Source organism: Clostridium kluyveri, assembly GCF_001902295.1.
GTDB classification, from domain to species: domain Bacteria; phylum Bacillota; class Clostridia; order Clostridiales; family Clostridiaceae; genus Clostridium_B; species Clostridium_B kluyveri_B.
This window is the reverse complement of the sequence record NZ_CP018335.1, coordinates 3,810,260-3,836,687: the sequence shown is the minus strand read 5'-3', so window position 1 is coordinate 3,836,687 and position 26,428 is coordinate 3,810,260. Positions and strand designations below refer to the sequence as shown.

At 30.3% G+C, this 26,428-nt stretch carries 31 protein-coding genes; 18 read left to right on the top strand and 13 right to left on the bottom strand.

Going from position 1 to position 26,428, the window contains the following annotated elements; translation table 11 throughout:
- Positions 1 to 101 precede the first annotated feature (101 nt).
- The 3 genes from BS101_RS18710 to BS101_RS18700 all read left to right on the top strand — a co-directional run bounded on the left by BS101_RS18710 (position 102) and on the right by BS101_RS18700 (position 2,865).
- Entirely contained in the window at positions 102 to 578 is a 477-nt protein-coding gene (locus tag BS101_RS18710; protein WP_073540179.1) for a YbaK/EbsC family protein, read from the top strand.
- A 135-nt stretch (positions 579 to 713) separates the two neighbouring features.
- Positions 714 to 1,181, top strand: a complete 468-nt coding sequence (locus BS101_RS18705; protein ID WP_242951337.1) for a DUF4912 domain-containing protein — start codon at positions 714 to 716, stop codon at positions 1,179 to 1,181.
- A 97-nt stretch (positions 1,182 to 1,278) separates the two neighbouring features.
- A complete protein-coding gene (locus BS101_RS18700) occupies positions 1,279 to 2,865 on the top strand; it encodes a glycoside hydrolase family 57 protein (protein ID WP_073540177.1) in 1,587 nt (528 codons plus the stop codon).
- Positions 2,866 to 2,984: 119 nt separating this feature from the next.
- On the opposite strand, the gene BS101_RS18695 is transcribed toward BS101_RS18700, so the two are convergent.
- Positions 2,985 to 4,559, bottom strand: a complete 1,575-nt coding sequence (locus BS101_RS18695) for a DEAD/DEAH box helicase (RefSeq protein ID WP_073540176.1) — start codon at positions 4,557 to 4,559, stop codon at positions 2,985 to 2,987.
- Positions 4,560 to 4,720: 161 nt separating this feature from the next.
- Between BS101_RS18695 and BS101_RS18690 the strand changes: the two genes are divergently transcribed.
- The 3 genes from BS101_RS18690 to BS101_RS18680 all read left to right on the top strand — a co-directional run bounded on the left by BS101_RS18690 (position 4,721) and on the right by BS101_RS18680 (position 8,078).
- On the top strand, positions 4,721 to 5,950 hold the full coding sequence (locus BS101_RS18690; protein WP_073540175.1) for a M16 family metallopeptidase: 1,230 nt from the start codon (positions 4,721 to 4,723) through the stop codon (positions 5,948 to 5,950).
- Positions 5,951 to 5,973: 23 nt separating this feature from the next.
- Positions 5,974 to 6,798, top strand: a complete 825-nt coding sequence (gene recX / locus BS101_RS18685; RefSeq protein ID WP_073540174.1) for a recombination regulator RecX — start codon at positions 5,974 to 5,976, stop codon at positions 6,796 to 6,798.
- A 104-nt stretch (positions 6,799 to 6,902) separates the two neighbouring features.
- Positions 6,903 to 8,078 carry a transglutaminase domain-containing protein gene (locus tag BS101_RS18680; protein ID WP_073540173.1) on the top strand — a complete coding sequence of 392 codons (1,176 nt, stop codon included), beginning with the start codon at positions 6,903 to 6,905 and terminating at the stop codon, positions 8,076 to 8,078.
- A gap of 31 nt (positions 8,079 to 8,109) precedes the next feature.
- Here BS101_RS18680 and BS101_RS18675 read toward each other — a convergent pair whose 3' ends face one another.
- The 3 genes from BS101_RS18675 to BS101_RS18665 form a co-directional block, all read right to left on the bottom strand.
- Entirely contained in the window at positions 8,110 to 8,469 is a 360-nt protein-coding gene (locus tag BS101_RS18675; protein WP_073540172.1) for a tetratricopeptide repeat protein, read from the bottom strand.
- 193 nt (positions 8,470 to 8,662) lie between these two features.
- Positions 8,663 to 9,466 (bottom strand): ABC transporter permease, encoded by an 804-nt coding sequence (locus tag BS101_RS18670; protein ID WP_012103659.1) that lies wholly within the window; start codon positions 9,464 to 9,466, stop codon positions 8,663 to 8,665.
- Complete coding sequence (locus tag BS101_RS18665) at positions 9,466 to 10,224, bottom strand: ABC transporter ATP-binding protein (protein WP_073540171.1); 759 nt, start codon at positions 10,222 to 10,224, stop codon at positions 9,466 to 9,468. The genes BS101_RS18670 and BS101_RS18665 overlap by 1 nt, the downstream gene beginning before the upstream one ends.
- Positions 10,225 to 10,650: 426 nt before the next feature.
- Between BS101_RS18665 and BS101_RS18660 the strand changes: the two genes are divergently transcribed.
- Complete coding sequence (locus BS101_RS18660) at positions 10,651 to 14,946, top strand: 2-hydroxyacyl-CoA dehydratase (RefSeq protein ID WP_073540170.1); 4,296 nt, start codon at positions 10,651 to 10,653, stop codon at positions 14,944 to 14,946.
- A gap of 127 nt (positions 14,947 to 15,073) precedes the next feature.
- Complete coding sequence (locus BS101_RS18655; protein ID WP_073541425.1) at positions 15,074 to 15,982, top strand: MBL fold metallo-hydrolase; 909 nt, start codon at positions 15,074 to 15,076, stop codon at positions 15,980 to 15,982.
- A gap of 51 nt (positions 15,983 to 16,033) precedes the next feature.
- Here the strand turns inward: BS101_RS18655 and BS101_RS18650 are convergent, their stop codons facing one another.
- Positions 16,034 to 17,380 carry a flavodoxin domain-containing protein gene (locus BS101_RS18650; protein ID WP_073540169.1) on the bottom strand — a complete coding sequence of 449 codons (1,347 nt, stop codon included), beginning with the start codon at positions 17,378 to 17,380 and terminating at the stop codon, positions 16,034 to 16,036.
- A gap of 175 nt (positions 17,381 to 17,555) precedes the next feature.
- Here BS101_RS18650 and BS101_RS18645 point away from each other — a divergent pair, with 175 nt between their 5' ends.
- Positions 17,556 to 17,858 carry an ABC transporter substrate-binding protein gene (locus tag BS101_RS18645; RefSeq protein ID WP_073540168.1) on the top strand — a complete coding sequence of 101 codons (303 nt, stop codon included), beginning with the start codon at positions 17,556 to 17,558 and terminating at the stop codon, positions 17,856 to 17,858.
- On the opposite strand, the gene BS101_RS18640 is transcribed toward BS101_RS18645, so the two are convergent.
- From BS101_RS18640 to BS101_RS18615, 6 genes are all read right to left on the bottom strand, one after another.
- The gene (locus tag BS101_RS18640; protein ID WP_073540167.1) at positions 17,820 to 19,460 is read right to left on the bottom strand and encodes a recombinase family protein; all 1,641 of its coding nucleotides are present in this window, start codon (positions 19,458 to 19,460) and stop codon (positions 17,820 to 17,822) included. The genes BS101_RS18645 and BS101_RS18640 overlap by 39 nt on opposite strands.
- A gap of 166 nt (positions 19,461 to 19,626) precedes the next feature.
- Positions 19,627 to 19,815, bottom strand: a complete 189-nt coding sequence (locus tag BS101_RS18635; protein ID WP_242951336.1) for a hypothetical protein — start codon at positions 19,813 to 19,815, stop codon at positions 19,627 to 19,629.
- A gap of 139 nt (positions 19,816 to 19,954) precedes the next feature.
- The gene (locus BS101_RS18630) at positions 19,955 to 21,268 is read right to left on the bottom strand and encodes a sensor histidine kinase (protein WP_073540165.1); all 1,314 of its coding nucleotides are present in this window, start codon (positions 21,266 to 21,268) and stop codon (positions 19,955 to 19,957) included.
- Positions 21,269 to 21,392: 124 nt separating this feature from the next.
- Positions 21,393 to 21,521, bottom strand: a complete 129-nt coding sequence (locus tag BS101_RS22455; protein ID WP_242951496.1) for a Spo0E family sporulation regulatory protein-aspartic acid phosphatase — start codon at positions 21,519 to 21,521, stop codon at positions 21,393 to 21,395.
- A 109-nt stretch (positions 21,522 to 21,630) separates the two neighbouring features.
- Positions 21,631 to 21,774, bottom strand: a complete 144-nt coding sequence (locus BS101_RS18620; RefSeq protein WP_073540164.1) for a cyclic lactone autoinducer peptide — start codon at positions 21,772 to 21,774, stop codon at positions 21,631 to 21,633.
- 123 nt (positions 21,775 to 21,897) lie between these two features.
- Positions 21,898 to 22,308, bottom strand: coding sequence for a helix-turn-helix domain-containing protein (locus BS101_RS18615; RefSeq protein ID WP_073540163.1), 411 nt, complete (start codon positions 22,306 to 22,308; stop codon positions 21,898 to 21,900).
- Positions 22,309 to 22,471: 163 nt separating this feature from the next.
- On the opposite strand from BS101_RS18615, the gene BS101_RS18610 reads away from it, so the two are divergent.
- A complete protein-coding gene (locus tag BS101_RS18610) occupies positions 22,472 to 22,717 on the top strand; it encodes a helix-turn-helix transcriptional regulator (RefSeq protein ID WP_073540162.1) in 246 nt (81 codons plus the stop codon).
- 65 nt (positions 22,718 to 22,782) lie between these two features.
- Here the strand turns inward: BS101_RS18610 and BS101_RS18605 are convergent, their stop codons facing one another.
- Together BS101_RS18605 and BS101_RS18600 are read right to left on the bottom strand one after the other, a co-directional pair.
- Positions 22,783 to 23,067 carry a hypothetical protein gene (locus BS101_RS18605; RefSeq protein ID WP_073540161.1) on the bottom strand — a complete coding sequence of 95 codons (285 nt, stop codon included), beginning with the start codon at positions 23,065 to 23,067 and terminating at the stop codon, positions 22,783 to 22,785.
- 24 nt (positions 23,068 to 23,091) lie between these two features.
- Entirely contained in the window at positions 23,092 to 23,331 is a 240-nt protein-coding gene (locus tag BS101_RS18600; protein ID WP_073540160.1) for a helix-turn-helix transcriptional regulator, read from the bottom strand.
- A gap of 155 nt (positions 23,332 to 23,486) precedes the next feature.
- Between BS101_RS18600 and BS101_RS18595 the strand changes: the two genes are divergently transcribed.
- The 8 genes from BS101_RS18595 to BS101_RS18565 all read left to right on the top strand — a co-directional run bounded on the left by BS101_RS18595 (position 23,487) and on the right by BS101_RS18565 (position 26,422).
- Positions 23,487 to 23,696, top strand: coding sequence for a helix-turn-helix transcriptional regulator (locus tag BS101_RS18595; protein WP_073540159.1), 210 nt, complete (start codon positions 23,487 to 23,489; stop codon positions 23,694 to 23,696).
- Positions 23,697 to 23,737: 41 nt separating this feature from the next.
- Complete coding sequence (locus BS101_RS23015) at positions 23,738 to 23,920, top strand: hypothetical protein (RefSeq protein ID WP_148204860.1); 183 nt, start codon at positions 23,738 to 23,740, stop codon at positions 23,918 to 23,920.
- 185 nt (positions 23,921 to 24,105) lie between these two features.
- The gene (locus BS101_RS18590; protein ID WP_073540158.1) at positions 24,106 to 24,600 is read left to right on the top strand and encodes a helix-turn-helix domain-containing protein; all 495 of its coding nucleotides are present in this window, start codon (positions 24,106 to 24,108) and stop codon (positions 24,598 to 24,600) included.
- A 25-nt stretch (positions 24,601 to 24,625) separates the two neighbouring features.
- Positions 24,626 to 25,414: an ORF6N domain-containing protein gene (locus BS101_RS18585; RefSeq protein ID WP_073540157.1), complete on the top strand. Its 789-nt coding sequence runs from the start codon at positions 24,626 to 24,628 to the stop codon at positions 25,412 to 25,414.
- Positions 25,415 to 25,609 (top strand): hypothetical protein, encoded by a 195-nt coding sequence (locus BS101_RS18580; protein WP_073540156.1) that lies wholly within the window; start codon positions 25,415 to 25,417, stop codon positions 25,607 to 25,609.
- The gene (locus BS101_RS18575) at positions 25,587 to 25,793 is read left to right on the top strand and encodes a hypothetical protein (RefSeq protein ID WP_073540155.1); all 207 of its coding nucleotides are present in this window, start codon (positions 25,587 to 25,589) and stop codon (positions 25,791 to 25,793) included. Before BS101_RS18580 ends, BS101_RS18575 begins: the two co-directional genes overlap by 23 nt.
- A 6-nt stretch (positions 25,794 to 25,799) precedes the next feature.
- Complete coding sequence (locus BS101_RS18570; protein ID WP_073540154.1) at positions 25,800 to 26,204, top strand: hypothetical protein; 405 nt, start codon at positions 25,800 to 25,802, stop codon at positions 26,202 to 26,204.
- 2 nt (positions 26,205 to 26,206) lie between these two features.
- On the top strand, positions 26,207 to 26,422 hold the full coding sequence (locus BS101_RS18565; protein ID WP_073540153.1) for a hypothetical protein: 216 nt from the start codon (positions 26,207 to 26,209) through the stop codon (positions 26,420 to 26,422).
- The last annotated feature ends 6 nt before the right edge of the window (positions 26,423 to 26,428 follow it).

Below are 26,428 nucleotides of genomic sequence, written 5' to 3'. Positions count from 1 at the left end.
AAGTATGTAAAACCTCTTGTAGCTTATCTGCAGGGGGCTTTTAAAATCTTAATTTTTAAAGCTTATAATAAAAAATTTTAATAAAATTGGAGGAATTAAAGATGAGTGTAGAAAATGTGGTTAACTACTTTTTAAATAGAAATTTGGAGAATCCTGTATTTAAGCTTCCAGACAGTGGTGCTACTGTACAGCAGGCAGCGGAGACTATACATACAGACCCAAAATATATAGCAAAGACATTGGCCTTCAAGCTTAAGGATGAAGATATACTTATAGTTATGAGAGGAGATTTAAGAGTTAGCAATAAAAAATTCAAAAACATTTTTAAAACTAAAGCTAAAATGTTAAATCATGATGAAGTTTTAGAGAATACAGGTCACCCGGTAGGGGGACTATGTCCCTTTGGCTTAAAGAAATCTTTAAAAGTTTACATAGATATTTCTGTAGAGAATTTCCCATATGTATATCCTGCAGCTGGCTCAAAGGAATTTGCTCTTAAGATAAATCCACAACAAATTAAAGAACTAGTAGATGGACAATGGATTGATGTATGTGAAGGTGAAGCAAAGGATTCTTAGATTCAGGAATTTGCTTGTAAAATGCTTTTTTCATATGAATCTTAAAAAATTACAAAGTTTTAGGATATATATTTTAATTTATAAGTGACATATTTGGAATTTATAGGTATAATGTAAGTATTATTAATGAAGGGAGTGAATTCATTGAGAGGTGATGAAAAAACTTCTTTAGTGCTCATGGTTCAAAATTCCCATAGAATATTTTGTTATTATAATGTATCATCTATGACGGTAAAAGAATTCGAAGATAGATATGGAGAAGCACTATGGATAAACTCAAAACCAGTTATAAAGGTTTATTCTGTAGAAGATGGAATAGCTAAGAATATAGAGACAATCTTTATAGACCCCTTTGCAGATAGCTGGTATATAGATATTGAAAAGGACGATATGGATCTTTTTGTAAAGCTGGGCAGGATTATATCAGGTAACAAATTTGTTGAATTTGCAGTTTCAAATACAGTAACAACTCCAAGGAACAGCAAGTCTTTAGATAATTCTCTTTATTTTCTGGATGTTTCTCAAAGTAATATATCCAATCTAGAGAAGGAGTTTTCTAATAACTTTACAAGAGGAAAAAAAAAATTAAATATCCAGAATTAATATTCAAGGATGAAGGTGGATACAATAAATTTATAGATAAATATATGGAAGAGTTAGAGAATAAATATAGTTTAACTTCTTCTAGAGGAGGGCTAAAATGACTAAAGGATATATTTCAATTATACTTCACAGTCATATGCCTTTTATAAGACATCCGGATTTAAAAGATCCACTAGAGGAAAGATGGTTATTTGAAGGTATCAGTGAATGTTATATACCTCTCATAAGTATATATGATAAGCTTATAAAAGATCATGTGGATTTTAAGATAACTATGTCTATAACACCTACTTTAATGACTATGTTAGAAGATGAATATTTAAATAAAAGATATTTACAGTATTTAAAAAAATCTATAGAACTCTCTGAAAAGGAGATAAAGAGAACAAAATATAATAAAGAACTTGCTGTACTTGCCGAGTTTTATAATGAAAGATTTTGTAAAATATTAGGTGTTTATAAAAACTATGATTACAATATAATGAATGCCTTTAGAAAATTTGACAGACTGGGGTATTTAGAAGTGTTAGCCAGCTCTGCTACCCATGGACTTTTACCTTTGCTTGCCATAAATCCAGAATCGGTTAAGGCACAAATAGGCGTGGGGGTTCAATGTTATTTGGAGCATATGGGTCATGTTCCAGATGGAATATGGCTTCCTGAATGCGCCTATACCTATTCATTGGATTATGTACTTAAGGAATTTGGAATTAAATACTTTATAGCAGAGAATAAAGCACTTGCAAATGCCTCTCCTAAGTCCAGATATGGCGTTTATGCACCTATTGCCCTTCCAAATGGAATTTCTGTATTTGGAAGGGATGTTGAATCATCTTATCAGGTGTGGAGTGACTTTATGGGTTATCCCGGAGATTTTAATTATAGGGAATTTTATAGGGATATAGGATATGAACTCCCTTTAGAGTATATAGAACCTTATATAAATGAGAATAAGATTAGAATTGACACTGGAATAAAATACTACAGAATAACTGGTAATACAGACAACAAGGAATATTACAATAGGAAAAGAGCTTTAGAAAAGATAAAAGAGCATGGAGAACATTTTTTTAAATGCAGGGTAGAACAAATCGATAAACTTAGTGAACATATGGATCAGTATCCTATAATAGTATGCCCTTATGATACAGAACTATTTGGACATTGGTGGTTTGAAGGACCTGACTTTATAGATGAATTCATAAGAAAAACCATGCAAAATAATTGTAATTATAAATTGATTTCTCCTATGGATTATTTAAAGAAATATCCTATAGTTCAATGTTCAAGTCCCTGTCCCTCTAGTTGGGGGGAAAATGGAGACTTTTCCGTATGGATAAATCCACATAATCAGTGGATATATAGAGAAATACATAAATGCGGGGAACAGATGGTGAGACTTTCTAATACCTATACAAATCCTACAGACTTACAAAGGAGGGCTTTGAATCAGGCAGCCCGTGAATTGATGATTGCAGAATCCTCAGATTGGCCTTTTATTATAAAAAACAATACTGCTGTAGAATATGCCGTTAAAAGAATAAATAATCATGTGGATAGATTTAATAAACTTTATGATAGTATAACTAAAAATGTCATTGATTTAAAGTATTTATCACAGTTAGAAGCATTAGACAATATTTTTGAGAGCATTGATTATAAAATTTACCAGGAATCCAAATAAGCATTACAAAAGCCCTAAAACCTTTAAAATTAAATTTTGGTACATAGGGCTTAGTTAATTACTTTATATACTTAAAGGCACTATTATGTCCCTAAAAGTAGGCGAATTATGCATATATATTAATTTTTCTTGCTTTTTGCAAGTTCCACAGAAACTCTTTTGCTTTGAAGCTTTTTGCCATTGGATTTCTTTAATATAATAGATGACACCCTTTCAGGAACATTTATAAAAGTAAATTTATTTAATATATCTATATCACCTATTTCATATGCTTCTACTGAAGAAGTTTCATTTATAAATTTTATCAATTTTCTCGGAGTTATATTGTCCATTCTTCCTATGGAGAAGAATAATCTTACATTATTATCTTCTATACCTATGGAATTTTCTTTATAATCAAAACTTAACTCCTTGTCAAAAATTATTTTCATAAGAGAGGCAGCTACGTCTACCAGGTTATACTCTTCATCTAGTTCTGTGGCTATAGGAATAAAGTTTTTATAATTATTTTCTGATATAACTTTTTTAATTTTTTCTTCTATGTTTTTATATTTGGCTTCAAATATTTCATCTACAGTAGGTATGTCTTTTCTTTTTATCTTGCTTTTAGTGAATTTTTCTATCTGCTTTAATAGTATATACTCTCTAGGAGTTACCAGAGAATAGGCAATACCTTCTTTGTTGGCTCTTCCTGTTCTACCTATTCTATGTACATAGGATTCCGTATCTTGTGGAAGATCGTAGTTTATAACATGGGAAACATTTTCTACATCTATACCTCTTGCAGCCACATCTGTAGCTACTAAAAAGTCCAAAGAACCTTCTTTGAATTTTCTGAGAGTATTTAGTCTCTGATTTTGTCCCATGTCGCCGTGCATACCTTCTACGTTATATCCTCTGGCTTGCATACCCTCGACTAATTCATCCACACCACGTTTGGTTTTACAAAATATTATAGCACTTGAGGGTTCATCTACGTCTAAAATTCTGCACAAAGATTCAAATCTGTCCTTGTGTTTTATTTCATAGTAATATTGTTTTGTTTTCTCTACAGTTAGTGTATTTTTAGCTATTGTTATATATTTTGTATTTGAACTCATATACTTGGAAGCTAATCTTTTAACTTGATCTGGCATAGTGGCGGAAAAAAGTAGAGTCTGTCTGTTTGGGTTTGAGGCTTTTATTATTTCTTCTATATCTTCTATAAAGCCCATATCCAGCATTTCATCTGCTTCATCTATTGTCAAAAATTCTATATTACTTAAATCAAGGGTTTTTCTGTGAAGGTGATCTAATATTCTTCCAGGAGTACCTACTACTATGTTTATACCTCTTTTTAAGGATTTTATTTGTCTTTCTATAGGCTGACCACCGTATATAGGGATTAATAATATTTTCATAAATTTAGCGATTCTAGATAATTCATCATTGACTTGAATAGCTAGTTCTCTTGTGGGAGTGAGTATAAGGGCAGAAATATGTTTGTTTTTAGGAGTTATTTTGCTTAACATTGGTGCTCCAAAAGCTAAAGTTTTTCCAGTACCTGTTTGTGCTTGACCTATAATATCATTTCCTTCCAATATTACAGGAATAGATTCTGCTTGAATTTGTGATGGTTCTTCAAAACCCATATTATCTATGGCTTCAAAAACCTTAGGATGTAAATTTAAATCGTTAAAACTAATATTTTTCATTAATATTCCTCTTTCTTTTTTATATTACAAAGCAAAGTTTATCATATCATAGTATATACATATTATCAAATTTTAATTTAATTTTTAAATACTTTTTATCTGTAACGATATAATTTATAATAGAATGTACTAAAACTTTATATCTTAAAAGGAGAATTAATATGTTTGATGCTAGACAAAGAGTTTTACCAAATGGAATAAAGCTCATTACAATAAAAAAAGATACTAAGCTAGCGGCTTTTCATGCAGCAGTTAATATAGGAGCTATGTATGAAAGTAACAATGAAAGAGGTATATCTCATTTTATAGAACATATGCTTTTCAAGGGTACTATGTCTAGAAACAATAAGAAATTGAATATAGATTTGGAAACCCTAGGGGGAGAATATAATGCTTATACAGATAATACTTCCACGGTGTATAGTGTCACATCTCTAAGGGAAGAATTAGAAAAGTCTGTGGATATTATTTCTGATATGCTCATGAATTCTATATTCCCCCAAGAGGAAATTGAAAAGGAAAGGGAAGTTATATTATCAGAGATAAGAAGTAGTAAAGATGATATAGAAGATTATAGCTTTGATAGAATAAATAAAATAGCTTTTAAAAAAAGTGCACTTAGATATAATGTGGCTGGAAATGAGAAAGATATAAGCAAGTTTACAAGAGAAGATTTGGTTGGATTTTACAGTAAATATTATGTGCCTAACAACTGTTATATATCAATAGTTTCACCTTATGAACATGAAAAAGTTTATCAGTTAATCTATAAGTATTTTAATAAATGGAAAAGTAAAGAGGTTAAACATAATGATATAATATTTGAATATAATACACCTCGCAAAAAAATTTCTTCTAAAAAGGATATAGAGCAAAGTACCATTTTATATCTCTTTACATTTAACGGGCTAAGTGAAAAGCAGGAGTTGGCTCTTAGAATACTAAACCATAAATTTGGGGGCAGTAATAATTCTATATTGTTTACAAAATTAAGAGAAGAAAGAGGACTTGCTTATGATGTTTATACAGATTTGGATTTAGATGAGGGTGTAAAAACTTTGTATGTGTATACTTCTGTAGGAGAGGAAAACCTAAAAACTGCTGTTGGTGTTATTGAAGATTGTATTGATAAAGTCAAAAATGGAGATATAATTTTTAAGGATGATATGGTTAGTTTAATGAAAAAAGTATTGAAAACGGCGGTGGCTTTTACTCTTGAAGATCCCACGGACATAGGAAATTATGTTTTACATCAATCCATAAAGGGAGAAGATATATACAAACTTATTAATGATATAGAAAAGATTGAAACTATAAAAAAAGAAGATATATATGAAGTAGCTAAAATTGTATTTAATAATCCTACCATCCACATTCTTAAGAGAGGATAGTTTACTATAGGAGGTATGCTTTTTTGAATGAATATGCGGTGACTAAAGTTGAGATACAAAAGAGAAATAATAAAAGAGTTAATATATATTTAAATGAAGAGTTTGCTTTTTCCTGTAGTGCAGAAATTGTTTATAAATATAACATATGTAAAGGTAAAATACTAGACGTAGATTATTTAAAAGATATAATTTATAAAGATAATTACATAAGGTGTAAGCGTAGTGCCCTTTACATAATAGAAAAGTCATATAAGACAGAAAAGCAGATGTATGATAAATTAATTAAAAATTTTGATGAGGGTATAGTTAAAGAGTGTATAAAATTTTTAAAAGAATATAATTTTATAGATGATAATAAATTTGCCGAAATGTATGTAAAGGAGAAGATTCATTCCCAGGGAAGAAATAAAATTAAATATTCTCTAATTGAAAAAGGGATAAAAGAAAGTATTATAGATGAAAAATTATACAGTATAGATAATTCTTTAGAAGAAAAAATTGCCTTTGACATGGCAAAGAAGAAATATTATCTTATTATTAAAAGTGAAAATAACATAAATAAGGTATATAATAAACTGGGTAATTATATGGTAAAAAATGGATATGATTTTGATCTGGTAAGGTATATACTAAAAAAAATTATAAAAGAGCATAATTGCAGTGAGGAAAAAAATAATATTCAAGAAGATAATAAAGATGAATTATATAATATTGCAAAGAAAAGATATGGTATAATAATAAAATCTGAAGATGACCCAATTAAAATATATAAAAAATTAGGGGCGTATCTTTTAAGAAGAGGATATTTATGGGAAAATATAAGAAGTGTTTTAAAAGAATTAATATAGATTTTAGTAAATTAGGTCTTTTGTAACCTTACAAAAATAACTTAATTTTTAGGTATAGGAATTTAGTGTAAATTTGAAATTTTTGATGTTTAGAGGTGATTTTATTGAACACGAGTCCCGTAACTATATTGATAGGATTGGTATTTTTATATCCTCTTATAAAAGGGTTTTTATTTAAGTTTTCTTCTAAGGATTTAAAATTGGATATAGACGATGTAAACAGAAATGTTTCTTTTATAATAGCTTTGATAACCGGGATATATTTCTGGAGAAAGATATTTATACAGCACAGCTATAACTTATACAATATTTTGCCTGAATATATTGGAAACTACTTTGAGAATAACAGTTTTTTGGTATATGCAATTGTAATTCCTGTATTTATATTTATAGTTTACAGAATTATAAAACTTCTATTAAATCTAATGAATTATTTAACCCTATATCCTTTAATTGATAGTATAGATGGATTTTTAAAATTTAAAAGTAATATTTTTAAAAGGATATTGGGGATGATTTTTCAATTACCTAGATCAATATGTTATGTACTTTTAATTTCCTTTATATTGAATATAATTTCTATGTTTAATATAAATTCCAAATTAAATACATACCTAGAAAGTTCAAGACCCTACAACTCTATATGCAGGGAAATAATAATCCCAGTGACTAACTCTAATATTGCAAAGCAGCTGCCTAATATAATCAACAATTCTTTTAAAATAGTAATAAAACAGTCAAATTCAAAAGATACGCAGAATGTAAATGATTTAAGTAGATTAAAAGATGACGAAGGTAGTATTATATACTATAATGGCGTTACCATAGACGAAGGTGTAAAATCTAATCAGGAAATTAATACTTTTGCTAAAGCCCTTGGTACAGAAGGAAGCAATACTACTGAAAGGTCAGAAATACTTTATAACTGGATAGGTACCAATATAAGTTATGATCATCAAAAAGCAACTAAAGTATTAAGTAATGATTTTGATGTACAATCTGGGGCAATTCCTACTTTTTCTTCTAAAAAGGGAATTTGTTTTGACTATGCTTGTCTTTATGTAGCTATGGCAAGGGCCAATAATATGAAAGTGAGGCTTATAACTGGGGAAGGATTTAATGGCATAAATTGGGTGAGCCATGCTTGGAATCAGGTTTATATTCCAGAAGGTAATCAATGGATAAATGTAGATACAACTTTTTATAAGGGAGGAGACTATTTTAATAGCAAAAGATTTCAACTTGATCATAGAGATTCGCAAATAGCAGGAGAGTGGTAAATCAAACCACTCTTTTATTTTTAAGTTAGTTTCATTTAGTTTTTGTTATGTAATTTTTTAATATGGTATTTATGGCTTTTTCACAATCTGCATCATCATTATTGAGACACCAGGCATTATTAAAGTATATAAGGGCTTTTTTAGTATTATGTAACATTACATAACAATATCCCAGATTAAAAAAATATTTACTCTCTTTCCTTAACTTTATAGCGGAATTTAACAGTTCTATAGCTTTTTCATATTTTTTTAATTTTATAAAACATACTGCAGAGTTATATAGGGAAGATGCTTCATTATCCTTTATCTGTATGGCCTTTTCATATAGGTCAATAGCTTTTTTATAGTTTTTGGTATTATAATATTCATTGGCCTTTTGAAAGTAATTCATTTTAATCCTCCTTAAGTTTAATGAAATAAAAGTCTCATATGGAATTATATAGTCCTTTAATAAATTTATATCCATTTTTTAAAAAAATATACCAATGATTTTATGAAGTGCAGTATAGATAAAAGTAAAAAAATTATGGGGTATATAAGTTTTAAAGAGAGTTATAGGCTCTCTTTAAAACCTCAATTTTGCACTAATGAAATATTAGTTTTCTAAGTTTTTTTTCAGCAAAGGATATAGATGCATACATGGCATAAGCTAATATTGAAAGTATAATTATGCTGACCATGACTGTGTCCAGCTGAGATATTTGTCCACCATATATTATTAAAAATCCCAAGCCTTCCTTTGCCACCAGAAATTCTCCCATTATTACTCCTACCCAGGAAAGTCCTACATTTATTTTTAAGGAGGAGATTAGAGTAGGAACTGAAGAAGGTATTATAAGATTGGTTAAGATCTGAAGTTTTGAAGAACCAAAGGTTTTAAGAAGGGTGATTTTATCCTTATCTACTTCTTTAAAACCATTTAATACAGTTAATATAGTTACAATTATGGAAATCAATACTGTAACTAAAATAATAGCAGAAATTCCGTTACCTACCCAAAATATTATTATAGGAGCCAGAGCAACTTTTGGAAGGGCATTTAATACTACTATATATGGATCCAATATATCTGAAATAAATTCAGACCACCAAAGAATTATAGCAATTAAAGTTCCAAGAGCTGTACTTAATAAAAAGCCTAATATTGTTTCAAAACAGGTAATCCCAATATGTGTAAATAAAGTTCCTTCGAGATAAAGGGCTATAAGATTTTTGTACATTCTAGAGGGAGTACTGGTTAAAAAAGGATCTATCCATCCCAAATCTCCTGCAATTTCCCATAAAACAAAAAAAGCTATTAAAATTATTATTCGGCATAGTGTAATTTTTTTCTTTCTTCTATTTATGTTTTTTATATAGAGTTCATGTTCTTGTCTGTCATCCACCATTAATAGTTCAACTCCTTCCATATGTGGTTAAAGTAAATTCTAAATTCTGGATCTTCCCTGGACTTTAAAGGAGAATCATGGTGTTCTTTAAAGACTATATTGAATATTTTTTTTATTTTAGCTGGTCTTTTAGATAAGACTATAATTCTGTTTGACATGGATACGGCCTCTGAGATATCATGAGTTACCATTATGGCAGTTTTACCTTCATTCTTTATTATTTTAAAGATTTCATCACTTATATTTAATCGAGTTTGATAATCTAAAGAAGAAAAAGGCTCATCAAGAAGCAATACTTCAGGGTCAAGGGCAAGGGTTCTTATTAGAGCCACCTTCTGCCTCATACCTCCTGATAATTCCTGAGGATAATGATATCTAAAATCCCACAATCCATAGTTTTTCAATAAAGTTTCTAATTTAGTCTTATAGGCATTTATGGGTTTATGCTGTATTTTAATACCAATCAATATATTATTCCAAATATTTAGCCATTCAAATAATTGGTCTTTTTGAAACATATAGCCCATTTTATGAGAAAATGAAGTTATTTTTTCATTATCTATATATATTTCCCCAGAAGAGGGTTTTATAAGACCGGCTATTATATTTAAAAGTGTAGTTTTACCACATCCAGAGGGGCCTACTATACTTAAAAATTCTCCTTTTTCTATAGTAAAGCTTATATCTTCTAATGCTTTAGTTGAATTTTTCAATGAATGATAGTTCATATAGATATTGTCAAGGGTTAATTTGTCCAAAATATCATCTCCTTACATCAGCTGTAATTACAGCTTATAGAGTTTATAATTTAAAGTTTAGTTAAAAATTAATATATAATTTAGTATATGAATAGATATAATATAGTGTTAAAGGTCTTCGGGTATATTATGAACTTTACAGCTTTATCTCAAATATGATCATTAGGATATATTGGAATTGCACATATACGCACATATGTTATAATATAAGTGAAAGTATTTTTTATTACATAAATCAGAGTATTAGTATTGATAATTTAACCGTATACAAGAATAGGGTTATTTTTTTCATTAGGACTATATAGTACATAATGAAAATATTAACATCCAAGAAGAGGTTATTCCAAATTAAGATATTTTTAAATACCTAGTATTTTAAAGATTATAAATCCAGTTTAAATTATTAATTTTAAAAGGTGATTAAGTATGAAAAATTTATTTCGTGTAGGTCTAGATGTAGGCTCCACTACGGTAAAGATAGTTGTTTCAGATATAAAGGACAGTATAATCTATAGTAAATATCAAAGACACTTTTCTGATATAAAAAGTACTATAGCTAAAGTTATCAAAGATGCCTATGAAAAGTTAAAAGATGCTAATATAACTGTCATGGTTACGGGCTCTGGAGGATTATCTGTATCCAAGTGGCTTGATATACCATTTATTCAGGAAGTAGTAGCATGTACTAATACCATAGAAAAATTTATTCCAGATACTGATGTAGCCATAGAACTTGGAGGTGAAGATGCCAAGATAACTTTTTTTGATGGAGGAATTGACCAGAGGATGAATGGGACTTGTGCAGGTGGTACAGGAGCATTTATCGATCAGATGGCATCTCTTCTTGAAACAGATGCAAAAGGGTTAAATGAACTAGCTAAGGAATATAAAGTGATTTATCCTATAGCTGCCAGATGTGGAGTATTTGCCAAAACTGATATTCAACCTCTTTTAAATGAAGGAGCAAAAAAAGAAGATATTGCAGTATCTATATTTCAATCTGTAGTAAATCAGACTATAAGTGGACTTGCTTGTGGCAAGTCTATAAAAGGAAATGTTGCTTTTCTGGGAGGACCTTTATATTTTCTATCGGAGCTTAGAAAGAGATTTATAGAGACTTTAAAGCTCAGCGAAAGTGAAGTAATTTTTCCTGAAAATTCTCAGATTTTTGTGGCAATGGGGGCTGCCCTATCTTCAAAGAATGAAAAAATTATTTCTTTTAAGGATTTAATAGATAGATTACCGGACTTAAATAAATCCTTGAAAGATGAAATTCAGATATTAAGGCCTCTTTTTAAAGATAAAGAAGAATTTAGCCAGTTTAAGGCAAGGCATGACAAAAGTAAAATAAAAAGAAAAGATTTAGAAAGTTTCAGTGGAGATTGTTATTTAGGAATAGATGTGGGATCTACCACTACTAAAGCATCTCTTATAGATGAAATGGGCAATTTATTATATTCTTTTTATGGAAGTAATAATGGAAATCCATTAAAATCTGCCCTGAATATATTAAAAGATTTATATAAAAAGTTGCCTAAAGACGCCAATATAGTAAATTCTGCAGTTACAGGTTATGGAGAAAGCCTTACCAAAGCTGCACTATCTATAGATATAGGAGAGGTGGAAACTGTTGCTCATTATAAAGCTGCAGAATTTTTTCAGCCTGGAGTGGAATTTATATTGGATATTGGTGGACAGGATATGAAATGTCTTAGAGTAAAAAATGGAATAATCGATAGTATAATGTTAAATGAAGCTTGCTCATCTGGATGTGGATCCTTTATAGAAACTTTTGCTAAATCATTGAATATGAATGTGAAGGATTTTGCAGTTTCTGCACAAGATTCCCAAAAACCAGTAGATTTAGGTTCTAGATGTACTGTGTTTATGAATTCTAGAGTTAAACAAGCCCAGAAAGAAGGAGCCTCTGTAGGAGATATATCCGCAGGACTTTCCTATTCAGTTATAAAAAATGCTTTATTTAAAGTGATAAAAATAACAAATCCTAAAAATTTAGGAGAAAAAATAATAGTTCAAGGGGGAACTTTCTATAATGATGCCATATTGAGGGCTTTTGAAATAATATCTGAGAGGGAAGCAGTAAGACCTGATATAGCAGGTCTTATGGGAGCCTTTGGAGCTGCACTCATTGCAAAAGAAAGATATGATGGAGTTCATACAAGTACTCTGCTAAATGAAAAAGAATTAGATAATTTTACTACAGAAGTAAATATGAGAAGGTGCGGGAAATGTTCAAATAATTGTCTCCTTACTATAAATAAGTTTTCAGATGGAAAGGAATTTATATCAGGAAACAGGTGCGAAAGAGGTGCCGGCTTAGAGAACAATACCTTAAAGGTGCCAAATCTTTTTGATTACAGGTATCATAGGGCATTTGACTATGTTCCTATTAAAAAAAGTGAAGCTAAAAGAGGACAAGTGGGTATACCTAGGGTTTTGAATTTATATGAGAATTATCCATTTTGGTTTACCTTCTTTACAGAACTTGGTTTCAGGGTGGAATTATCTTCCCGTTCTTCAAAACATATTTATGAAATGGGTATAGAGACAATACCTTCTGAGTCAGCTTGTTATCCTGCAAAAATAGTTCATGGTCATATAATGGATTTGATAAACAGGGAAATAGATTTTATATTTTATCCTTGTATACCTTATGAGCAAAAAGAACAACAGGGAGCAGATAATAATTATAACTGCCCTATGGTAACTTCTTATCCTGAGGTTATAAAAAATAACATGGATGTAATAAGAGAAAAAAATGTAAATTTTAAGAATCCTTTCTTGCCCCTGGATAATAAGACAAGACTTGCCAAAAGACTTAGAGATGAATTACAAGAATTCAATATATCTAAAAAAGAAATATCAAGTGCACTGGAAAAAGCTTTTGAAGAACAGAAAAAGATGAAAGAGGACATAAGAGCAAAAGGAGAAGAGACAATAAAGTATCTTAAAGATACGGGGAAAAAAGGTATAGTGCTTGCAGGAAGACCCTACCATGTGGATCCTGAGATAAACCATGGAATATCAAATATAATAACTTCCTATGATATGGCAGTATTCACAGAAGACTCTGTGGCTCATTTAGGAGTGGTAGATAGGCCACTTAGGGTAGTGGATCAATGGGTGTATCATTCCAGACTTTATGCTGCAGCAAGTTTTGTGGCAACTCAGGAGAATTTAGAATTGATACAGTTGAATTCCTTTGGATGTGGCTTAGACGCAGTTACTACAGATCAGGTTCAAGAAATACTTAATAAATATGAAAAAATATATACAGTATTAAAAATCGACGAAGGAAGTAATTTAGGGGCGGTTAAAATAAGAATACGTTCTCTAAAGGCCGCTATTGAAGAAAGAGAAAAGTATGCCTTTAAGCCCCATAAAGTTCAGGAGGACTATAAAAAGGTAGTTTTTACAAAAGAAATGAAAAAAACTCATACCATACTATGTCCTCAGATGTCACCAATACATTTTCAGTTTTTACAGGAGGCATTTAAAGAATCTGGTTATAATTTGGAGATATTACCTTCTGTAGATAAAAAAGCTGTAGAGGAAGGTCTAAGGTACGTAAATAATGATGCGTGCTATCCTTCCATAATAGTAACAGGACAGTTGATAGAAGCTTTAAAATCAGGTAAATATGACCTGGAAAACACCTCTGTTATAATGTCTCAAACAGGAGGGGGATGCAGAGCTACAAATTATATAGGATTTTTAAGGAAAGCTTTAAAGGAAGCAGGTATGGAGAAAATACCAGTTATATCTTTAAATGTGGCGGGCCTGGAGAAAAATCCCGGGTTTAAGATTACTGTGGGACTTGTGAATAAATCCATGATGGCACTTCTATATGGAGATCTTTTTATGAGAGTTTTATATAGAGTAAGGCCTTATGAAAAAATAAAAGGTTCTGCAAATCTCTTATATGAAGAATGGGTGAAAAAATGTAAGGAGAATGTAGTAAATGGAAACCACAGAGAATTTAAAGAAAATATTTATAATATAGTAGAGGATTTTGACAATCTAGAAATAAAATCTATAGTTAAACCACGGGTGGGGGTAGTGGGAGAAATATTGGTGAAATTTCATCCTACAGCCAATAATAATATTGTGGATATTTTAGAAAGTGAAGGAGTAGAAGTGGTAGTTCCTGATTTAATGGATTTTTTCTTGTACTGTGCCTACGATGCCGGATTTAAATATAAGTATCTGTCTGGAAGTTACTTTAATAAAATTATAAAAGATAGTGCTATAAAGTTTATTGAATATTTTAGAAGACATATGAAAACTGCATTAAAGAATAGTCAGCGATTTAGTGAAACTTCTGATATTAGGAAGCTGGCAGAGGATGCCTCAAGAATATTGTCTATTGGAAATCAAACTGGAGAAGGATGGTTCTTAACTGCTGAAATGATAGAACTTATAAAAGGTGGTACTAAAAATATTGTATGTATGCAGCCTTTTGCGTGTCTACCTAATCATGTAACAGGTAAAGGAATGATAAAAGAACTGAAAAGAATATATCCAGGCAGTAATATTGCAGCAATAGACTATGATCCGGGAGCAAGTGAAGTGAATCAGTTAAATAGATTAAAGCTTATGTTATCCGTGGCATTTAAATCCATGGAAAATGAAGTTGAATTAGAGAGTTGTAAAGAAAAAATTGTTCCAAAAGCAGTGCTTGCAGAAAATACTAACAAGTAATATATTTACAGGTGTGATTTTTAATGATAAGAGTGAAGAAAAATTTTTCTTCACTCTTCATATAATCCAATGAAGGGAGAGGAGGATTTAGTAACTTTACATTTGAAATAGGTTGCTAAATTATTATATGTTAATAGAAGAAATAAAGGGAAATACATTTTGTATTGATATGGGGAAAACTAATATACCCTTTTATAAGATTGACAATAAAAAAATTATTATGTTGGATTCAGGATTTAATAAAGTAGATAGGGAAAAAATAGAGAATGTTCTAGAATCAAATGACCTTCAACCTGTTGGCATAATATGCAGCCATGCTCACGCAGATCATGCAGGAAATAATATGTATCTTAAAAAAAAGTATAATTGTATTATTGCCATGTCAGAGTGTGAAGCCTTTATCTGTAATTCGGAAAATAATCTAAAATTTTATTATAATAACCAATATAATACCTATACTACATATGATATTAGAGAGCATTTGGAATATATGGTTTGTGAAACAGATATTATAATTACAGAGGAGCGGGATTATGTAGAAGTATGTGGTGTCAAATTTGGAATTATTCATACAGTAGGACATAGTCCTGGTCATATATGTATTGTGACCCCTGACAATGTGGCATATTTAGGTGATGCTCTAATAAGTCATGAAGTTATTGAAAATGCTAAAATGCCCTATACATATAATCTGAGTGAAGACTTAAAAAGCAAGGCAAATCTTTATAATTTGAAATGTGAAAAATACATAGTAGCACATAAAGGTATTTATGAAGACATTACAAAACTTATAGAAGATAATATAAACTTATATAGAAATATAGCGGCAAAGCTATATAATATTATAGAGGGTACCATGACAATGGAGCATATCGTTAAAAATGCCATAGAGAGCTTTAATATTTGTGTCAACAATACTCTTAAATATATAATGGTAGATAAGGTACTGAGGCTTTATATTGAATATTTTTGTGAAATGAGAATGGTAAAAATGGAAATAAAGGATGGGTTTTTAAAATATTCCAAAGTTCCATAGTGTTTAATAAATTAAGAACTGTACATATATACAGTTCTTAATTTATATATATTATACTTCTACAAATTTGCTTGCATCCACATGACATACAGGACAGTTTGCAGGAGGAGTATCACCTTCGGCTATAAAACCACAGACAGTACATTTCCATTTTTTTGTAGGCTTAGTTTCTGGAGTCTCTAGCACTTCACTTGAATTTTGATTAACCTTTTCTGCAAAACTTTTCCCAAATTCATAAGCGGAATTTAACTCATCTTCAGATGGTTTGAAGTTTATTCTAAGTCCAGGAGTTAATAAATTCATTTTTAACTGCTGTAACCTGGCTTCAATATTTTTTACAGCTTCACCGCTCCAGCCATAAGAGCCAAAGGCAGCAGCTACTTTACCGCCGTGTACTATAGGGTTTAAAGAAATCAATATGTCGAGAATTGGCTTTAGGGCATCCCCGTTAATAGTTGGAGAACCAAAGAGTATTCCATCTGCCTTTCCGATATTTTCTATTATTTCATTCATATCACTATAAATTACATTATAAGATTTTATTTCAAAATCTCCAAAATCTCTTATTCCGTCAATTATTTTATTTGCAAGGGATTCAGTGTATCCATAAGCAGATACATAAGGTATTACTATATATTTTCTACTACCTGGCTTGGCAGGTGTACACCACTGCTTGTATAAATTCACTATTCTTAAAGGATCTTTTCTTAAAACAGGACCATGACCCGGACATATGATATCAATTTTTAAATCTTTAATTTTATCAATCGCTTCAAGTACATAGGGTTTAAAAGGACCCATTATGCCGTCAAAGTAATACTTTAAAGCATCCATATAACCTTTTTCATCCGTATTTAAATCGTTAAATACCTTTGGACTACAATAGTGTGCTCCAAAAGAATCACAGGTAATTAATATATTATCTTCTGGAACATAAGTATATATGGAGTCAGGCCAGTGAAGAAATGGTGCAGAAATAAATTGCAGGGTTTTATTTCCAAGATCCAAAGTATCTCCATCTTTTACCACAATAGAATCAAATTTTTTATTTGATATGGCTTTCATAAATCTAATAGCAGCAGCAGAACCTACAAGTTTTGCATTAGGTGAAAGATCTAGTAATTTTGCTATAGAACCTGAATGATCTGGTTCTGTGTGATCTACTACTATGTAATCTATATTTTTTACATCTACATTTGCAGAGTTCAATCTTTCTAGAAATTCATCAAGAAATCTTTCTTTCGCAGTTTCAAATACAGCAGTTTTTTGGCTTCCTTTTATAACATAAGAATTATAAGTAGTTCCATAAGGAGTGTTCATTATTATATCAAATATTCGGAGATCTGGATCTAATGCTCCCACCCAATAAATATCTTTTTTAATTTCTAAAGCATTCATACTATTTACCTCCTATTTATTATTAATAAATAATTATTATTTGTATATCCCTATTATAGTATATATTTTTATTAAAATCAACTAAAATACAATAATTGCTTGTAAAAAATTATTTTAACATAATTATAATAACCTACATATTATAAATTAATATTAAAATTGTTTTGGAGGATATATGATAAAGAAAAAACTGTATCTTGGTTCTATTTTATTGTGTTTTATATTTATAATAGCTGCTTTTACTGGATGCAGCCAAAGTAAAGAAAATAGCAAGTCCACAGTTACTATAAAATTAAATGAGGTAGCCAGATCTACCTTTTATGCACCTATGTATGTGGCAATAAATCAGGGGTTTTTTAAAGAACAAGGTATAGATATAGAACTTACGACAGGACAGGGCGCAGATGCAACCACTACAAAAGCACAAGAAGGCACAACACTAGTAATTACGCCTTCTTACAATACCTTGAGGGGTTGATTTATTACTTATTAATGGATTTATTTCTAAGGTTTCATTTTCCCCATGCCATATAATGTTTTTAACTAAAGATTTTATTAATATTCTTTTGCTGTCTACATCTACTAATTTATAGAACTTTTTAAAGTTAATTAAAGCTTCTTCTATCATTTTTATAAAGTCCTCTTTGACTTCATAATCTTCCATAGAATTTGTTAGTTCTGTTATTTGTTTTTGCAATTCATTGTTTTCTATTTTTGTATCGCCTATTTCTTCTTTTAATGTTTGGATTAATTCAATGTTTTCTTCTAAGGCTAGCTTTCTTACCAAACCTTTAATTATTTTATTATTATCATCAACCTGTTTTTTTAATTTGGAAAGCTTTTTTACTATAGAATCTTTATCTGCTTTAGGTTTATCTTTTTCGTTATACGTTGAGATTAAGCTTTCCATATCTAATCCAAGCAGGTAATTTTCTATATATTCTTCCGCCTTATATGCGTTAAGCATTTTATTACTGCATCTGTTGCTGGCTCTGTTTTTAAGGTTGCACCTGTAATATCTCTCCATGAAATCTCTTTTTTGATTATAATGGGACCATGAAGCCATTCCAGACCCGCATTCACCGCATACTACCATACCGGATAGAAGAAATTTGTTGCCTGTCCCGGAACGAGGAGAGGTTTTTGCCTTGTTATCTCTTAATATGTCTTGGCATTTTATCCACATATCAGAAGATATAATTCCTTCATGCCTGCCTATTGAAACGATCCATTGGTCTATGGAATTTGGTTTTTTACCACTTTCTTTTCTTTTATTATATACCATTAGTCCATGCATTCCGTCTGGAACACCATATGTCGTAGTATCCTGTTCCTTAAACCATTTAAATATATTTTCATCACTTATACAGTATACTGGATTGATTATAATTTGTTCTACTGTAGCTCTTGAAAATTCCCCGCCATTTTTACCCTTGTATTTATTTTTACACATATGGGTAGCTACTGACGCAAAGCCCCTTTTCTCTAAGTATAATTTATAGATTAATTTTACCGTTTCTATTTCTTCAGGAACTATGCTCAACTTGAACATCTTTTTATCTTTACCATATTGATTAGAGTATTCTACTGCTTCCGATTTATAGCCTAATGGAGGAGTGCCTCCAAGCCAACGTCCAGTTTTTGCAAGCTCCAGCATATTATCTTTGATACGCTCTGCGATAGTTTCCCTTTCTAACTGGGCGAATACCGCAGCTATATTCATCATGGCACGACCCATTGGAGAACTAGTGTCAAACTGTTCCTTTATGCTCACAAAGTCTATATTGTGTCTTTGAAGTTCCTCAATGGTATTGGAAAAGTCAGCGACATTACGGGAGATTCTATCAAGCCTGTAGCATATAAGAACATTGAATTTATTTTTTTTAGCATCAATTAAAAGTTTTTTGAATTCGGGTCTGTTTATATTTCCTCCACTGAATCCTTCATCTTCATATATTCTTATATCTTCAACTTTGCTGTAGTTTCTTCTAAGATACTCTTTGCACATTTCAATTTGATTTTCAACGGATTCTCCTTTTTCAGAGAATTTGGATTTACGAGAGTATATGGCTGCTATCATAAAAATACACCTCATTTTAGCAATAAAATCCGATAGATTATTTTTATAATTAAATAAGTTTAAAATTAATATAATTGTGGTATAATATATTTAAAAGAAGCCGTTACGGTTTATGTTTTATAAGGTTTTTAGTTTAAAAATGCACTACTTGGCGAAGGGTGCATTTTTAGTTTTTTGAGTTTTTATCTTCAGCAGTTATAGAAATTTCATTTTCAGTTAACTTATGAACTGAAGACTTACCTTTAATTTCAAGCTTATCTTTAAAATATGTTCCTACAATCACCATAGCTGTTAAGCCAAGTGCTGTAGCACATATAAATCCTAGTGCAATGATAGTTTCACTCAAATTTGCCACCTCCTCTGCTGTCTATTAACCGTAACGACCTCTTTGTAAGAGATAAATTCCGGAAGGTGGCTAACTAAAAACATTTTTATTCTCTTAATTAATATTATACCATATTTTAGTTACTTTTCTATGTAAGAGATTTATCTATTTAATCCATTCTAAACTTTACCACAAACTTAGTTTTTTCTGGAATACTTTCTACAGATATAGTCCCATTATTTTTCTCAACTAATTGTTTAGTAATATACAATCCGAAGCCATGAAGATCATTTTGTTTAACTTTTGTAGAAAAACCTCTATTGAAAATTTTTTCTATTATATTTTCAGGAATAACATCTCCATTATCAGCTATCTCAATACAAAAGTTTCTGTTTTCCTTAAAGGTGGTAATGGATATTTCCTTATTTTCCACATCCGATTTAGTGAATGCTTCAAATGCATTGTCTATGAGATTACTTATAATACTTATCAATTCATCTGCTCTGATTTTTATTGAGCTGAAAGATTCATCAATTATAACTTTAAAATCAATATTATTTTTCATTGCATAGTTATTTTTTATGGATAACATACCGTCTATGTAATCATTACCTGTATCCAAATACCTAAAAGAGGAATGTATTGTACCTGAAATTTTTCGTACATAACTATCTATCTTCTCTACGGTATCAGGCTTGTTTAATAAACATAGTCCTTGTATAACATTTATATGGTTGGCAAAATCATGTTTTTCCTGTCTTATTATGCTTATTATTTCTTCCATATTTTTAATTTGCTGTTCTTGAATTTTGTAATTAATATTTATATTTACAGCCAGTTGCTTTTCTTTTAAGTTTCTGAATTTTGCTATTAAAAATATGAAATAGATAATAAAAATAATAATATTATAGGTTTGAACGTTTTTTATATGAAAAATACCATAGTTGACACAAAATATAAAGAAAGTGAACGCTTCTAATTCAAGTATTAAATTAGCAAATACAACTCCTTCTTTTTCAAATAGTTTAAGTTTAGTAAAATATAAGTTAAATTTAAAAATTAGAGTTACAATAAGTACTTGTAATATTTTAGAGGTTATTATAAAAATATTAATATACCTAGGATTCAAAATAATTTGATTTAAACTTATATTAAATATAAGCATTTCAATAATTCCAGTAAAAGATTCAGTAGTGAATATTATTGTGAAAAATAAGGAAACTATAATTGTAGAATGAAAAATCTTTATCTTTGTAATAAAGGCAAGTAATAGAATGTCAAATACTATAAGAAACAATGTGTGATAGACTAGTGGAATATAAAATGTACTCCAATAAGTTGCAAAAACAAACAATATATAAAATAACCCCGTTTTAATTTTATGATTAATTACAAATTTTTTATTACTATATAATGCTTCGAAAATACCTAAAAGAAGTAATACCTCTATAGTATCTAATACTATTTCTTTTATTATAGACATGTAAAGCCTCCTTTGTTCTTAAAAATTTGTTTTTGGGTTACTGCGACTAAAAATACTTTAATTATAATTTCTACAATATATTGAATTACCCCTCTATATTTTACAAAAAATAAAACTTAATTTCTTAAGTTTTATTTTTTAAAGAATCTAGGAAATTAAGTTCATAATAAGTAATAATAAGTTTGTCCAGTTGTTGGCTCACAGCAAATATTTCTTTATTAGTGAATTTACTTGAGTTTAATAAAGTATTTATCTTGTCTTTGTTTTTTAACTTTTGTATATGGTTACATTTTAATTAATTTTTACTACATAATATCTTTTACGTGTTAAAAGTTTATTCTTTAAGATATCACAACTATATATTATTTTAAAAGTTCATCAGGACATTTTGGCTGGTGACCAACCATTGAAGATGTTGGAATCATAACTATTGCTGCTAAAAATAAAGATAGATAACCCATCGTTTTCATACTTTTCTTTAATAATTCCTGTTTTAAAAATTTCATTTTGTATATACCTCCTCAAACGTTTTAATGTATAAATTCTACAAGATATTCAATTTTCCTGCTATATTTTACAAGAATTTCACGAAAAAAATTCTCAAACTATTTTAGAATGAGAATTTTTATTTATTCATGATTTCTACGTTTTTTAATCTTAGCCATTTCTATGCCCACCTTAACAGAATCCAAAATTGTTTCAATATCTTCTTTGGTAGCAGGCTTGCCTTCTATCTTAAAATTTTCTGTATTTAGTAATCGTTCTCTTAGTTCTTCCACAACTTCTTCTATATCTTCATGTTCTTTGGGTGTTACATAGGTATTTTCGGTGTTTCGTATATTTGTCCTGCCTAGTAAATAATCTATAGAAACGTTAAAGTAATCGGCTATTTTTTCAAGTATATTATGCTCGGGTAATTGTGTATCATTTTCATATCTAGATATGGAGCTTTTATTGAGGTAAAATTTATTTGCCAGTTCTTGTTGAGTCAAATTTGATTTTTTTCTTAGTTCTTTTAATCTATCTCCGAATGAAGCCATTTAAGTCTCCCTCCCTAATACATTTAATTATAAACTATGTTGCATGAAAAGAAATAATTTTTGCGTTACGAGAAACTTTTTATTTGAAAAGTATTGACAAGTTTCTTTAAAAGCATTAATATTTTAGTATAAAGTTGTTTTCAAAGAAACGAGGTGATAGAAAATGAAACCAAATCTTTTAAAGGCAGAGAGAGTTAAAGCAGGGCTTACCCAGAAAGATCTATCAAATGCTTTAAATAAGGATGTTTCAACATATTCAAAAAAAGAAAATGGATTAGTAGATTTTACAGCTAGTGAGATAAAAATTTTAAAACAGTTATTACATTTATCTCCAGAAACAATAGATGCAATTTTTTTTAATACGAAAGTTGCTTTTGAAGAAACTAAAATTCAAAAAGAAGTAGTGTAATTAGCAAAATTAGAACAAGCAGTAACCACTTAACTTCAATCTGAATATTAAAGATATAGTTCGATCTATTTGGCAGATTTAAGGTAGGCTATATCCATTATGTTTTTACCAGTTGCAGTTTCAATGAAAGCTACATCTTTTGATAGTATATTAACATCTTTTTTTATTGATTGTATGTCGCCGGAAATATTGGCTAAATTATGCTTCATGTTTTCTTGCTCGGCTTTTACAATGTCAACTTTATGTTCAAGAGCTTTAAGTATTTGGGTGTTTTCATCAAGCTGAGATTTTATTGGAGACAGTTCTTCTTGCAGTAGCTGCTTGATAGCAGATAAGGTTTCTTTATCCATGAAATCATATCCTTTCAGTTTATTTTAAATATCAATATCAATATTTTGAAAAACAGGTGATTTGAAAAACTCATACAGAGGAATTTCAACCCCATAGCATATTTTTAAAATTGTTTTAAGTTGAGGATTCTTACTTTTACCATTAATTATGCTATCTACTGTTGACTGTGTAAGCCCTGATAGAGAAGAGAGCTTATTTACACTAATATTTTTGTCTTTGCATAATTCAATAATTCTTTTAGCTGTAGCTTCGGATATGTTCAATAATAACACCACCTGTTCGTAACGAATTACCGTTAAAACAATTATATCAAAATAATAGAAAAACTTTTAACGATACATCGTTGACAAACTACAAAAGTAATAATATAATAAATTTAACGATACATCGTTAAGAAGTGCAAAGGAGGTTCTTAATAATGTTCGGTAAAAAACTTAGACAAATGAGAACTAAACTTAAATGGTCACAAGCATTTTTGTCAGAGAAGACTGGCATACCACAAACTACGATTAGCGATATAGAAACCGGTAAAAGTATAGCAAATGTTGAACAAGCACTAAAAATATCTCGAGTTCTAGAAGTACCAGTAAGTAAGCTACTAGAGTTGGATGAAACAGTAACAACTTAATTCTAAACTGAATACTATAGTAAAAAGTAAGTAAAAGGGGTATGGGCATGGCAATAAAAGTTATAGCTAATTGGCCATTGGATGATCCAGAAGCAATGCGACAACTTCACGAAAGTCAAGCGAGAGCAACATTAATAGTCCTTGAAAAATTATTTAAAGAGGAAGGCTCAGGAGCCAGAGGACTAGATGTGTTAATGCAAAGAATTGAAAGCAAAAGATTATAGGCCGAAATGCCTATTTTAAAATTTCACTTTCAATTAAAAGCAAACACATCCTCAATATATGCTATGAAATTTTCAAAGTTTTTGCTACTAAAATTTTATCATAAGAGAAAAAAGCGTGGGGTGTAATTTAACTGTATATTCCATATGAAAATTTATAGTTTGAATAAGAAAGGGGTGAGAGACGGATGGGAAAAACAGTAAGGGATGCTGACAATGCTTATAAAAAGGCAAGGATAAGAGCATCAGAATTCAATGACAAGCTCAAAAGTAGAGAAGGAGCAGCTGAAATGATGGGAGTTAGTCCAAGCTCTATTCTCAATTATGAGACTGGAGTATGTAAACAAATACCTCCAGATGTAGTAGTTAAGATGGCAGAAATCTATAGCGCACCAGAACTCATGAACTATTATTGTTGCAACGAATGCCCCATAGGAAGACTTACAGTACCAAAGATTGAGGTGCTGGGAATTGACAGGGTTACACTTCAAGTCATTGGTTCACTGGAAGGTATAGGGGTAATTAAATCGGAATTAATCGCTATCACTAAAGATGGGGTTATTGATGAGGATGAAAAACCAAAGCTTGAACATGTTATTAATTTTCTTGAAGAGATTTCTAAACAAACAAGCAGTCTAAAACTCTCAGTGGAAAAATATTTGAAGTGTGGTGAATGTCTTTAGGGGAAAATGGAAGGAGGGATAAGAGTTGAGTAATATAATGCCCATGGAATTTAAAAATCAGAGAATTATGACTACTAAGGTTTTGGCGGAGCAGTATGGAACAAATGAACAAAACATAAGTAAAAACTTCACTAGAAATTCAGAAAGATTTGTAGAAGGTAAACATTATTTTAAATTGGAAGGTGAGGAATTAAAGGAATTTAAAGGGTATGTACTAAATGACGAAAGCCTAAAATTTGTATCTATTTTATATTTATGGACAGACAGGGGAGCAGCGAGACATGCAAAAATTTTAGATACTGACGAAGCATGGGATATATATGAGGAGTTAGAAGAAACTTATTTCAGGGTTAAGGAAAGTAAACCAACATGCATAGAAGATGTTTTGATTCAGTCACTTCAAGAAATGAAAGACATGCGCCTACAGATTGAGGAAGCCAAGAAACAGACCAGCGAGGTTAAAGAAGAAGTACAGGATATAAGAAATGTAATTACATTGAATCCACAAGCAGCGTGGCGCCGAGAGTGTAATAGGATTTTAAATGCCATAGGAAGAGAACTTGGAGATTATAAGACTCCAAAGGATCAGGTGTATGAAGCTCTGAAAGTAAGGGGTAAATGCAGACCCAATGTATTGATCGTAAATCTTAAGAAAAGAGCTAAAGAAAATGGCATGGCTCCAAGTAAAATAGAAAAATTAAACATACTTGATGTGCTGGAAAATGAGCCAAGGCTTAAAGAAATATATGTAACTATAGTAAAGGAAATGGCCATTAAAAATGGAGTAAGGATAAGGGAGGAGGTTGCAATATAAATGACCACCTCAAGAAGAATTAAACTTAGTGCTTCAACACCTTATGTAAATGGTGAGGAATTTACAATGAAGGAATTAGGATTGAACGAGGATGCAACTAATGAAGAAATAGAAAAAGCTTTATTTGATATACTTTGTCAAAATTTAGATTGGGGATGGAGTGAGATTGAGCATGACCAACTCAGTAAAAATTAAAATGGGTGTATTTGCAGGAGCACAGGTAACACGCAGAGAATTGGCTCAAGCTATTATTCAAGAACTATGTTACCCGCATGAAAATATTGATTACTATACCGATTCTTTAGAAAGTTTACCCTTAAATAAATATTCCGAGGAATTGGAGAGTATGGAACGACCTTGTAGGAGGAGAAGGAGGTAAAGAAGGATGCCAAGGACTTATAGTTTATCAGAAGCAATACAAATGTTGGAGAAAAACCGTAAGTTAGAGTTTAAACAGTATACGGATGTGGATGGAGTTGTTTTTCTTAAATTAAACGATAGAGGTTGGTTAGTTAGTAGGAACGCTCATGGGGATGAAATAATTATTGATATAGAAGGAAAATGGGAATTAGTTCAGAAACCAGTAACTTTTATGGAAGCTTTAGAGAGTGGGAAATGGGTTAAAGTTGAGCATGAGATTATACAACCAGAAAGATTTCTGAGTGACTATGGAGATACAACATATTGGAACTCAATAGATCGTTTGTTATATATCTTATCTAATAGTTTGGGTGCAGCAGAATTGAGAGAAGTCATTTTAGAGGGCAAATGGTATATAAAGGAGGATTAAGGATGAATGATTTTAACGAGGTATTATTGGAATCTATAAAGTACAATCCAGACATAAAGGTTAAGGTGGAGCACCCTTTAATACAGAAAGAAGGGCTAAAAAATATATTTGATGGCTATATGATGTTTTCATGTATCATGTATCATTTAAGTCTTTGCTTCAAACCGGACCAGCTAGCAGAGGTAATCAAAAACGGACAGTGGTATTTGAAAATTTAGGAAGGG

Bases quoted from the DNA above. Each gene is read 5' to 3' on its own strand.
- BS101_RS18640 (WP_073540167.1), bottom strand. From the start codon at position 19,460: ATGATAGCAGCCATATACTCTCGTAAATCCAAATTCTCTGAAAAAGGA.
- BS101_RS18565 (WP_073540153.1), top strand. From the start codon at position 26,207: ATGAATGATTTTAACGAGGTATTATTGGAATCTATAAAGTACAATCCA.
- BS101_RS18650 (WP_073540169.1), bottom strand. From the start codon at position 17,380: ATGAATGCTTTAGAAATTAAAAAAGATATTTATTGGGTGGGAGCATTA.
- BS101_RS18610 (WP_073540162.1), top strand. From the start codon at position 22,472: ATGAAACCAAATCTTTTAAAGGCAGAGAGAGTTAAAGCAGGGCTTACC.
- BS101_RS18645 (WP_073540168.1), top strand. From the start codon at position 17,556: ATGATAAAGAAAAAACTGTATCTTGGTTCTATTTTATTGTGTTTTATA.
- BS101_RS18690 (WP_073540175.1), top strand. From the start codon at position 4,721: ATGTTTGATGCTAGACAAAGAGTTTTACCAAATGGAATAAAGCTCATT.
- BS101_RS18575 (WP_073540155.1), top strand. From the start codon at position 25,587: ATGACCAACTCAGTAAAAATTAAAATGGGTGTATTTGCAGGAGCACAG.
- BS101_RS18710 (WP_073540179.1), top strand. From the start codon at position 102: ATGAGTGTAGAAAATGTGGTTAACTACTTTTTAAATAGAAATTTGGAG.
- BS101_RS18620 (WP_073540164.1), bottom strand. From the start codon at position 21,774: ATGAAATTTTTAAAACAGGAATTATTAAAGAAAAGTATGAAAACGATG.
- BS101_RS18580 (WP_073540156.1), top strand. From the start codon at position 25,415: ATGACCACCTCAAGAAGAATTAAACTTAGTGCTTCAACACCTTATGTA.
- BS101_RS23015 (WP_148204860.1), top strand. From the start codon at position 23,738: ATGGGCATGGCAATAAAAGTTATAGCTAATTGGCCATTGGATGATCCA.
- BS101_RS18700 (WP_073540177.1), top strand. From the start codon at position 1,279: ATGACTAAAGGATATATTTCAATTATACTTCACAGTCATATGCCTTTT.
- BS101_RS18655 (WP_073541425.1), top strand. From the start codon at position 15,074: ATGTTAATAGAAGAAATAAAGGGAAATACATTTTGTATTGATATGGGG.
- BS101_RS18670 (WP_012103659.1), bottom strand. From the start codon at position 9,466: ATGGTGGATGACAGACAAGAACATGAACTCTATATAAAAAACATAAAT.
- BS101_RS18660 (WP_073540170.1), top strand. From the start codon at position 10,651: ATGAAAAATTTATTTCGTGTAGGTCTAGATGTAGGCTCCACTACGGTA.
- BS101_RS18595 (WP_073540159.1), top strand. From the start codon at position 23,487: ATGTTCGGTAAAAAACTTAGACAAATGAGAACTAAACTTAAATGGTCA.
- BS101_RS18675 (WP_073540172.1), bottom strand. From the start codon at position 8,469: ATGAATTACTTTCAAAAGGCCAATGAATATTATAATACCAAAAACTAT.
- BS101_RS18630 (WP_073540165.1), bottom strand. From the start codon at position 21,268: ATGTCTATAATAAAAGAAATAGTATTAGATACTATAGAGGTATTACTT.
- BS101_RS18590 (WP_073540158.1), top strand. From the start codon at position 24,106: ATGGGAAAAACAGTAAGGGATGCTGACAATGCTTATAAAAAGGCAAGG.
- BS101_RS18695 (WP_073540176.1), bottom strand. From the start codon at position 4,559: ATGAAAAATATTAGTTTTAACGATTTAAATTTACATCCTAAGGTTTTT.
- BS101_RS18570 (WP_073540154.1), top strand. From the start codon at position 25,800: ATGCCAAGGACTTATAGTTTATCAGAAGCAATACAAATGTTGGAGAAA.
- BS101_RS18615 (WP_073540163.1), bottom strand. From the start codon at position 22,308: ATGGCTTCATTCGGAGATAGATTAAAAGAACTAAGAAAAAAATCAAAT.
- BS101_RS18605 (WP_073540161.1), bottom strand. From the start codon at position 23,067: ATGGATAAAGAAACCTTATCTGCTATCAAGCAGCTACTGCAAGAAGAA.